Consider the following 9,310-nt stretch of genomic DNA (forward strand, 5'->3'; position numbering starts at 1 on the left):
AGGGCGTCGAACGCATCGCCGCCGCGTCGCTCGAGCAGACCGGTCTCACGGCCTGGACTTTCGGGGAGCTGCCGGAGGTGCTCGACACCCGCGTCGCCGGAGGGGTGGTCCGCGGCTACCCGGCCGTCGTCGATCAGGGCAAGACGGTGTCGGTGCGTGTCGAATCCACCCCCGACGCGGCGGCAGCGGCGACGCGCGACGGCGTGCTGCGGCTCGTGCTGCTGGGCGTCCCCTCTCCGTCCTCGTACGTGCAGGAGCACCTCACGAGCCAGGAGAAGCTGGCGCTCGCAGCCTCGCCGTATCCCTCAGCGGCCGCACTCATCGAAGACTGCCGCGCGGCAGTGGCCAGAAAGGTCATCCAGAGCCTCGTGCCGGAAGGGATCGTGCGCAACGAGGCCGATTTCGACCGGGTGCGGGACGCGGTCTCCGCCGTGCTCGTCGACGAGCTGTTCACCTGCGTGTCGCTGGTCGCACGCATCCTCACCAAGTCCCGGGACGTCGAGCGCGGCATCAAGTCGCAGAACTCGCTCGCCCTGCTCGGACCACTGAACGACATCCGCACCCAGCTGAGCGGCCTGCTGCACCCGGGATTCGTCTCCGCCGCGGGAGCCGAGCGCCTCGCGCACTTCCCCCGCTATCTGGAGGGGATGCTGGACCGCTTGAAGACTCTGGCGAGCGAGCCGGGCAAGGACCGCGCGCGCATGACCGAGTACGAGCGGATGGCGAAGGCGTTCCAAGACGCGGGCGGCACCATCCCCCTCGCCCCCGACGCGACGCCCGCGCTCGTCGAGGTGCGCTGGCTGCTCGAGGAGTATCGCGTGAGTGTGTTCGCACAGCGTCTGGGCACCGCGCAGCCGGTGTCGCCTCAGCGCATCATGAAGGTCCTCTCCGGCCGCTGACCCGAGACCGGGCCCCGCGTACCCCGGGTAGCCTGAACGCATGGCTCGCGCGATCGTCTACACCGAAATCGGCTCCCCCGCTGTCCTCCACCTGATCGAGATCCCGGATCCGGTCGCCGCACGCGGTGAGGTCGTCGTGCGGATCGAGGCGGCGGGAGCGAACCCGATCGACGCCAAGCTGCGGGGCGGCAAGCGCCCGTCCCCGCCGATCACCGAGCCGCGTCCTGTCGGCTTCGACGGCGCCGGCATCGTCGAGGTGCTGGGCGAAGGGGTCGACGATCTCGCCGTCGGCGACCGGGTGGCCATCCGCGACGGGAACGGCACCTACGCCTCGGCGCTCGCGATCGCGACCGAGAAGCTCGCGAAGCTCCCCGACTCGGTCACGACGGCCGAGGGCGCCGGGATCGGCATCCCCGCGGGCACCGCCTACCAGTCGCTGCGGTCGCTGGGAGTGACCGAGGGCGACGTGCTGCTGGTGCACGGCGGTTCCGGATCCGTCGGCCAGGCCGCCGTGCAGTTCGCCGTCGCCTGGGGTGCCACCGTGATCGCCACAGGAAGCCCCGCCCGCCACGACCAGCTGCGCGAGCTCGGGGCGATCCCCGTCGCCTACGGTGATGGTCTGCTCGACCGGGTGCGAGCCGTCGCTCCGTCACCCGTGACCGTGGTGCTCGACTGCGCCGGCACCGATGAGGCGATCGAGGCGTCGCTGGCGCTCGTCGCCGACCGTGAGCGCATCGCGACGATCGTGCGAGGGCCGGATGCGGCATCCTTCGGCATCCGGGCGTTCTCCGGCGGCTCGCCCGTCCCGCTGACCACGCAGGAGCTCGCCTGGCGAGCCGAGGCCCTGCCCGAGACGATCGCCCTCCTCGACGCCGGCGACTTCACGATCGAGCTCGGCCCTCAGCTGCCGCTCGCCGAGGCGGCGCAGGCCCATGAGCTCATGGAATCCGGCGCCGCCTCGGGCAAGATCATCCTGCTCCCGTAGCGCAGAGCGGCTGCTTCTGTAGCCGAGAGCGAGGGTCAGGCGGGAGCGACCGGCCGACCGATCGACAGCATCAGGCGGTTCGCCCAGTTGAAGAACGCCGCGCCGTGGATGACATCAGCGACCTCCAGGTCGTCGAGTCCTGCCGCCCGCAGCCGGGCGATCTCGTGCTCCCCGAATCGGCTCGGAGTGTCGGTGAGCGCGACCGACGCGGCCACGATCGCGTTCCAGCGCTCGCCGAGATCGGCGTCGACCCCCTCGTCCAACAGCAGGTCGACGTCCTCGACCCGCTTGCTGTGGTGCGCGGCGAAGCGGGAATGCACCGAGGCGCAGAACACGCACCCGTTGCGCCGTGATGCTGCGGTCGCCGCCAGCTCGCGGTCGGCGCGCGGCAGACCCTCGGCGACGTTGTAGAAGATGTCCTTGTCGACGAGTGTCCGCGCCTTGAGCACCTCGGGGTCACGGGCCAGCAACCGGAAGTAGTCGTTCTTCGCCCGCGCGGCATCGACGAGTCCGTCGTAGTGCCGTGGCGTCAGCTCCTCCTCCGCGAGGGGCTCGAGATGCGGGACCCAGCCCACCTCTCCGCGGGTGAAGGCGTGCGGGTGCGGGGCGTCGTCGTGCCGGAGCACGGTCTGTGCGGCGGTCATGCGGCCTCCTCCTCGGAGATCTCGGTCTGGGCGGTGAGTCCTGCAGCGGCGAGCGCACGGAGTCCGGTGACGACCCGCTGCTGGAAGGCGAGGAACGACACCAGCTGGGACAGCGTGACGATCCCCTCGGTCGACCACCCGGCATCGAGCAGTCGCCCGAGATCGGCGCCCGACGCTTCACGGGGCCGGAACACGAGCAGGTGCGTGTGCGCGAGGGCTGCGGCGAGGCGCTCGCCGATGACGGCGGTCACGGCACCATCGGGCTCATACCGTTCGCCCTCCGTGTTCTCGGACTGCAGGCCGAGTTCGGTGTAGGCGCCGAACGGACCGCTCGTCGACGCCCCGGCTGCCTCGGCGAGCACTGCTCCCGCCCGCTCCGGATCGGCCTCGCGTGCGCGGGCGGCATAGAACGCCGCTGTCGCATCGTCGACGCCGGCGAGTCCGGTGGCGAAGGCTGCGACGAGCTCGCGCTCCGCCTGCGACACATGCGCGACCGTGACCGGTCGGAAGAGGGCGTCGAAGCTCGCCTGCAGCTGCTCTCTGGTGACCGGACGGCGGCGGCGCAGTTCGTCCAGCTCCGGCGTCACCCCCACGATCCGGTCCACGGTGTCGTCCGTGAGGACGTTGTCGTCGGTCATGCGTTCTCCTTGATCGTCTCGGTGTTTGCTGTCTCCGCGATGGCGTAGCCGAGGGCCGGGGCGACCTCGTCGGCGAACAGTGCGATCGAGCGCAGCACGTGCTCGTGCGGCGCATCGACCGAGTGCACCTGGAAGGCCACCTCTGTCGCGCGGGTGAGGGTGGCGTCGGCGGCGAGCGACTCGGCAACCTGCTCTGGCGTGCCCAGATGCGTGTCGAGCGCGGCTATCAACTCGTCGATGTCGTCACCGGGGATGGTCTGGCCCTGCCGACGGAAGCCCTCCGCCGCCCGACGCAGACCGACCTCGGCGAACCGCAGAGCCTCGGCGCGGTCATCCGCGACGAACACGGTGCGCGAGGCGGTGATCCGCGGAGTCACCCCGACCGGCAGTGCCTCGAGGTACGCGTCGATGATCGGGTCCTGCAGCTCGGACAAGGGGGCGTGCAGGCGGTCGGGCCTGCGCGGCTGAGTGCGGGAGAGCAGGAGCCCGTGCCCGTGGATGCCGGCGCGGTGACCGCCGGGAGCGGAGAAGGTGGCCTGCCACACACGGTCGGCGAGGTCTCCCGCATCCGGGTAGAGCGTGTTGCCCGCGCCGACGTCGCGACCGGCGAGTCCGTCGAGGAGCGTGCGCAGCTTGCGGTCGTAGGTCACCGCCTTGTCTCGCACATCCTCCCCGAACGGCACGAACGACGACGGGGTGCCGCCGCTGCCGAGGCCCAGATCCACTCGCCCCCCGGAGAGCAGATCTGCGACCACGGCATCCTCGGCCACCCGCACCGGGTCCTCCAACGGCAGGGTGATCACGCCGGTCCCCAGTCGGATGTCACTCGTGACGGCGGCCGCGTGCGCGAGGAACACCAGCGGCGACGGCAGACCACCCTCGGCCGCGTGGAAATGATGCTGTGCGACCCAGGCTCTCCTGATCCCGTGGCGCTCCGCCTGCTGGATCTGCGAGGTGGCGAGCGCATACCTCTCGGCAGGAGACGCGTCGTCGAGCAGACGCGTGAAGAACGCGACGGTGGGCCCGGTCGAAGGGGCGGATCCGGTGGTCATACGACGATCTCCGTTCGTCCGGGGACCGCTGCCAGCAACTCCCTGGTGTACTCGTGCTGCGGGTCGCGGAAGAGGTCTTCCGTCTGCCCCTCCTCCACGATCCGGCCGCGGCGCATCACCGAGACCGTGTGACTGATCCTGCGCACGACGGCGAGGTCGTGCGAGATGAACAGGTAGGTGAGCCCGAGCTCCGCCTGCAGCGAGGTGAGCAGTTCCAGGATGCGCGCCTGCACGGTCACGTCCAGCGCCGACACCGCCTCGTCGAGCACCACGACCTCGGGATCGATCGCGAGGGCCCTCGCGATCGCGACACGCTGCCGCTGTCCGCCCGAGAGTTCGCGCGGGGTGCGCCGCGCGACGTCGGACGGGAGCGCGACCCGGTCGAGGAGAGCGAGCGCGCGTTCGCTGCGCTCGGCGCGAGATCCGACCTGGAAGTTCTGCAGCGGCTCCGCGACGATGTCGACGATCTGCTGGCGGGGATCCAGCGAGGCGAACGGGTTCTGGTAGACGAGCTGCACACGGCGGCGCAGCGCTCGCAGCTGCTCGCGCTTCGCGTGGGTCACGTCTTCTCCGGCGACCTCGATGGTCCCGGCGTCCGGCTGATGGAAGCGCGTGACCAGTCGCGCCGTCGTGGTCTTCCCCGACCCCGATTCGCCGACGAGCGCGTGGGTGGTACCGCGGCGAACCCGGAACGAGACGTCGTCGACACCGCGGAACCGCTCCCGGCCGGCGACGCGGAACTCCTTCACAAGCCCTTCGGCGACGATCGCGTACGGGTTCTCCGCGGCGACGGCTGCGGCATCCCGCAGGAACGGCGGGGCGTCCGGACGCCGGAAGCCGGTCGTGAACGCGGGAGCATCGGCGAGCAGCTGACGCGTGTACGGGTCCGTCGGTGCGGCGAGCACCTCCTCGCTCCGCCCCTGCTCCACGATCCGGCCGTCCTTGAGCACGACGAGTCGCTCCGCCCGATCGGCGGCAACGCCCAGATCGTGGGTCACGAGCAGGATGCTGGTGCCCTCCTCGCGCTGCAGCTCGTCGAGCAGATCGAGCACCTTGCGCTGCACCGTGGCGTCGAGGGCACTGGTGGGCTCGTCGGCGATCAGCAGGCGGGGTCGCAGGGCGATCGCGGTCGCGATCAGCACACGCTGCCGCATGCCTCCGGAGAGCTCGTGCGGATACTGACGCGCCCGCAGATCCGGGTCGTCGATACCGACACGGTCGAGCAGCTCGATGGCCCGTGCACGACGCGAGCGCCGATCCCGATGCCCATGCAGGCGCAGGATCTCCTCGACCTGCTTGCCGACCGGACGCACCGGGTCGAGGGAGGTCGTCGGATCCTGCGGGACCAGGCCGATCTCCGCACCGCGGATGCCGCGCAGCGCACGATCGGACCACCCTGAGATGTCGAGGTCGCCCAGGACGACCGTCCCGCCGTCGACCCTGCCCCCTGCGGGGAGGAGCCCGAGGAGCGCGTGGGCGGTCGTGGACTTGCCCGACCCCGACTCCCCGACGAGGGCGAGGGTCTCCCCCTCGCCGATCTCGAAGGAGACGCCGTGCACGACTTCACGACCCCCGTAGGAGATGCGCAGATCCGATGCGGTCAGAACGCTCATCGCGTGCCCCTTCCGATGCGGTGGCTGATGCGGTTGGCGCTGAGCACGACCGCGACGACGATGAGACCCGGCAATGCCGTGAGCCACCAGGCGGTGCCCACGTAGTTGCGACCCTCGGCGATCAGCAGTCCCCATTCCGGGGTGGGTGGCGGAGCGCCGTAGCCGAGGAACCCGAGCGTCGAGATGGCGAGGATCGCCGTCCCGAACTGCAGGGCGGCGAGCGCGACGATGGGGGTGAGGGAGTTGGGAAGCACGTGTCGACGCAGCACGGCCAAGAAGGTGGCACCGCTGCCGAAGGCGGCCTCGACGTACTCGGTGCGCCGCACCCGGGCGACCTCGGCGCGCATCAGCCGCGCGAACGCCGCGACGCTGCCGAGTCCCACGGCGAGGGCGGCGTTGACCGTGCCGAATCCGAGCAGGATGATCACCGAGAGGGACAGGAGCAGCCCGGGAATCGCGAGCAGCACGTCGACGATGCGCATCAGCACGTCGTCCACCACCCCGCCCACGGCTCCGGCTATCGCGCCGAGAACCGTGCCGAGGGCGAGACCCACCGTGACGGCGATCAGCGCGCCCGAGAGCGAGTGCACGGCACCGTGCACGACACGGCCGAACAGATCACGGCCGAGGGTGTCGGTGCCGAACCAATGCGCGGCACTCGGCGGCAGCAGCTTGTCGGCCGGCACACCGGTGAGCGGGTCGCCGGGCGCGAACACGCCGGGGATGACCGCCCACAACACAGCGACGGCGACCACGGCGAACGCGAGATACAGCCCCCAGGCGCGGCCGCGCAGACGGCCAGGGCGGCGAGGGGTCCGCGGAAGCTCGGGGACGGTCGGTGTCGGCTCGGAGTCCGGTTCGACACTCGTCGCAGCGATCACGGGAGCGGTCATGCGGGCACCTCCTGAGGCGCGGAGCGGGCGGCGACGGACGCGGTGGAGCGCGCGACCGCGCGCTGACGCGGGTCGATGAGCGGCGTGACGAGGTCGACGGCGAAGCTGATGACGACGAAGCCGAGCGCCGAGAGCAGCACCACACCCTGCAGCACCGGGATGTCCTGGTTCGCGACGGCCTGCTCGGTGAGACGGCCGATGCCCGTGCGGCCGAACACCGTCTCGGTGACGACGGCTCCCCCGACGAGTTCCCCGAACAGCACACCGGCGATCGTCAGGGTCGGCACGGCGGCGTTGCGGGCGACGGAGCGCGTGAGCACCCACAGCGGCGGGGCCCCCTTCGCCCGGACCACCGTGACGAACGGCTGCGCCTGCACCTGATCGATCGCGCGGACCAGCACCTGCGCCAGCGGAGCCGAGATCGGCACGGCGAGGGTCAGCACGGGCAGGATGAGTCCGCTCACCGGGTCGGCCCCGACGATCGGCACCCAGCCGAGCCCGAACGAGAACACCTGGATGAGCAGGATGCCGAGCCAGAAGACCGGCACCGCGACGAAGAGACCGGGCACCTGACTAAGTCCGTCGCGAAGCCAGGCGAACGGGGCGAGCGAGGAGAGTCCGGCGATCAGCACGGCCAGGAGCAGAGCGACGAGGAGCCCGAGGGACGCGAGCAGCAGCGTCGCGGGGAGCGCCTCCGCGAGCATCGTCAGCACGGGCGTGCCGAACTGCGTGGAGTAGCCGAAGTCCCCGGCGAGGAACCCGAGCCCCGCGTGCACGTACTGCTCCCACCACGGCAGATCCGTGCCGTAGGTGGCTCGGATGCTGTCGAGCTGATCCGGGGACAGCCCGAGGCTGGGATCGGAGAACTTGATCAGGATCGCATCGCCCGGCAGCAGCTGCAGCAGGAAGAACGTGGCCGTGAAGGCCGCGATCAGAACGATCGCGGCCTGCCCGGCTCGTCGGAGGACGAAACTCATCGACGCACCATCCCGATCAGTGCTCGGCGAGCCAGACGCCGGAGAACGTCGGGCGTCCGACCGACTCGAAGGCGACGCCGTGCACGTAGGTCGCGGTGCCGTACACCTGCGGCTCCTCGAAGAGCGGGATCACGTAGGCCTGCTCGGCGATGTAGTCCTGCACGGCCTGCGATGCGGCGACGCGCTTGTCGGCGTCCGGCTCTGAGGCCACGGCGAGCAGCAGTTCATCGAGCTTCGCGTCCTTCGAGATCAGCACATCGCGGTTCTTCGTGAAGTACTGGCTCTTGATCACGTCCAGATCCGCGCGTCCGACCATCGAGTGGTAGAAGCCGGTCTTGAGCGGGTCGCGCGTGTCCTCGGCGTAGCTTCCGGCATCACCGGGCTTGACCGAGAGCTCGACACCCACCTTCGCCAGCTGCTGCGCCACGAGCTCCAGGGTCTGCTTCGACAGCGGCTGCGGCTTCGCCTCGTACACCGTGATCGAGAGGCGCTCGCCATCCTTCTCGCGGATGCCGTCGGCGCCGGGCTCCCAGCCGGCCTCGTCGAGCAGCTTCTCGGCCTTCTTCGGGTCGTAGGCGTAGTGCTTCGACTCGTCCTTGTAGCCGAGCGCCTGGGAAGAGAGCACCGACGTCGCCACCGGGTAGTTCTCGGTGAACAGCGTGTCGACGACCTCCTGCGCGTTCACCGCGGCGATGATCGCCTGGCGCACGCGGATGTCGGACAGCAGCGGGTTCTCCGGTCGCAGCGCGATCGAGTTGTTCACGCCGCGGGTCTGCGGGGCGTAGAGCGTGAAGCCTGCCGCCTCGACACGATCCTCGTCGAACGCCTGCACATAGCGGACGTAGTCGGCCTGACCGGCCAGAAGCGAGCCGATGCGCACCGAGTCCTCGGGCGTGATCAGCACATGCACGGCGTCGAGGTAGGGGCGCCCGTCGTTGTCGACGCTGTCGGGGCCCCAGTCGTAGTCGTCGCGCGCGGTCAGCGTGTACTCGGTGCCGAGCTTCTCCCCCGTGACCGTGAACGGACCGGACCCGATGATCTCGGCGGCGTTGCCCGCGCCGAAGTCCTCGATCGTGCCGTCGAGCGTCTCCGGCGACAGCAGACCCGAGTTGATGGTCGAGGTCGCCTGCAGGAACCCGGGGGACGGTGCGGAGAAGTGGAACGTCACGGTGTCGTCGTCGACCACCTCGCTGCTGGCGTAGTTGTTGATCGCCTCGGAGACGGTCAGGCCCCGTTCCGCATCGCCCAGGCCGTAGGTGTCGAAGTTCTTCTTCACTGCCGCGGCGTCGAGCACCGTGCCGTCCGAGAACGTCACGTCGGGGTTCAGGTTGAACGTGTACTCGGTCGCGTCGTCGTTCACGGTCCAGTCGGAGGCGATCCACGGCTCGATCTCGAGCGTGTCAGGGTTCTGCCAGGTCAGGCGGGCCGCGATGTTGTTCACGATGCCGCCGTTGGGGTAGAAGCCGGCCTGCGGCGGATACAGGTTCGTGTAGGCCTGGTGCTCGAGGTACGTGAGCGTTCCACCCTTTACGGGTTCGCCGCCTTCGGCGGGAGAGTTCGCCGGGGCGGGCGTCGACACGCAGGCGGCGAGGCTTCCCGCCAGGATGAG

9 protein-coding genes are annotated in these 9,310 nt (G+C 70.2%); 2 read left to right on the forward strand and 7 right to left on the reverse strand.

Translation table 11 applies throughout. The features are described from left to right. A partial coding sequence (locus DSP71_RS05880) for a DUF3418 domain-containing protein (RefSeq protein ID WP_113680618.1) occupies window positions 1-899 on the forward strand: 899 nt, incomplete at its 5' end. Window positions 900-939: 40 nt separating this feature from the next. After that, window positions 940-1,884: an NADP-dependent oxidoreductase gene (locus DSP71_RS05885; RefSeq protein ID WP_113680619.1), complete on the forward strand. Its 945-nt coding sequence runs from the start codon at window positions 940-942 to the stop codon at window positions 1,882-1,884. Between the two features lie 35 nt (window positions 1,885-1,919). Here the strand turns inward: DSP71_RS05885 and DSP71_RS05890 are convergent, their stop codons facing one another. The 7 genes from DSP71_RS05890 to DSP71_RS05920 all read right to left on the reverse strand — a co-directional run. Beyond that, the gene (locus DSP71_RS05890; protein WP_113680620.1) at window positions 1,920-2,528 is read right to left on the reverse strand and encodes an alkylhydroperoxidase domain protein; all 609 of its coding nucleotides are present in this window, start codon (window positions 2,526-2,528) and stop codon (window positions 1,920-1,922) included. Further along, entirely contained in the window at window positions 2,525-3,166 is a 642-nt protein-coding gene (locus tag DSP71_RS05895; RefSeq protein ID WP_113680621.1) for a CMD domain protein, read from the reverse strand. The genes DSP71_RS05890 and DSP71_RS05895 overlap by 4 nt, the downstream gene beginning before the upstream one ends. Further along, window positions 3,163-4,218: a putative FMN-dependent luciferase-like monooxygenase gene (locus DSP71_RS05900; RefSeq protein WP_113680622.1), complete on the reverse strand. Its 1,056-nt coding sequence runs from the start codon at window positions 4,216-4,218 to the stop codon at window positions 3,163-3,165. The genes DSP71_RS05895 and DSP71_RS05900 overlap by 4 nt, the downstream gene beginning before the upstream one ends. After that, on the reverse strand, window positions 4,215-5,831 hold the full coding sequence (locus tag DSP71_RS05905; RefSeq protein WP_113680623.1) for an ABC transporter ATP-binding protein: 1,617 nt from the start codon (window positions 5,829-5,831) through the stop codon (window positions 4,215-4,217). Before DSP71_RS05905 ends, DSP71_RS05900 begins: the two co-directional genes overlap by 4 nt. Next, on the reverse strand, window positions 5,828-6,724 hold the full coding sequence (locus DSP71_RS05910) for an ABC transporter permease (protein WP_046749746.1): 897 nt from the start codon (window positions 6,722-6,724) through the stop codon (window positions 5,828-5,830). The genes DSP71_RS05905 and DSP71_RS05910 overlap by 4 nt, the downstream gene beginning before the upstream one ends. Then, on the reverse strand, window positions 6,721-7,701 hold the full coding sequence (locus DSP71_RS05915; protein ID WP_113680624.1) for an ABC transporter permease: 981 nt from the start codon (window positions 7,699-7,701) through the stop codon (window positions 6,721-6,723). The genes DSP71_RS05910 and DSP71_RS05915 overlap by 4 nt, the downstream gene beginning before the upstream one ends. 16 nt (window positions 7,702-7,717) lie before the next feature. Then, the coding region (locus DSP71_RS05920) for a TIGR04028 family ABC transporter substrate-binding protein (RefSeq protein WP_258546286.1) at window positions 7,718-9,310 on the reverse strand (1,593 nt) is incomplete at its 5' end.

It is taken from the genome of Microbacterium sp. H6 (genome assembly GCF_003314775.1).
Lineage (GTDB): Bacteria > Actinomycetota > Actinomycetes > Actinomycetales > Microbacteriaceae > Microbacterium > Microbacterium oxydans.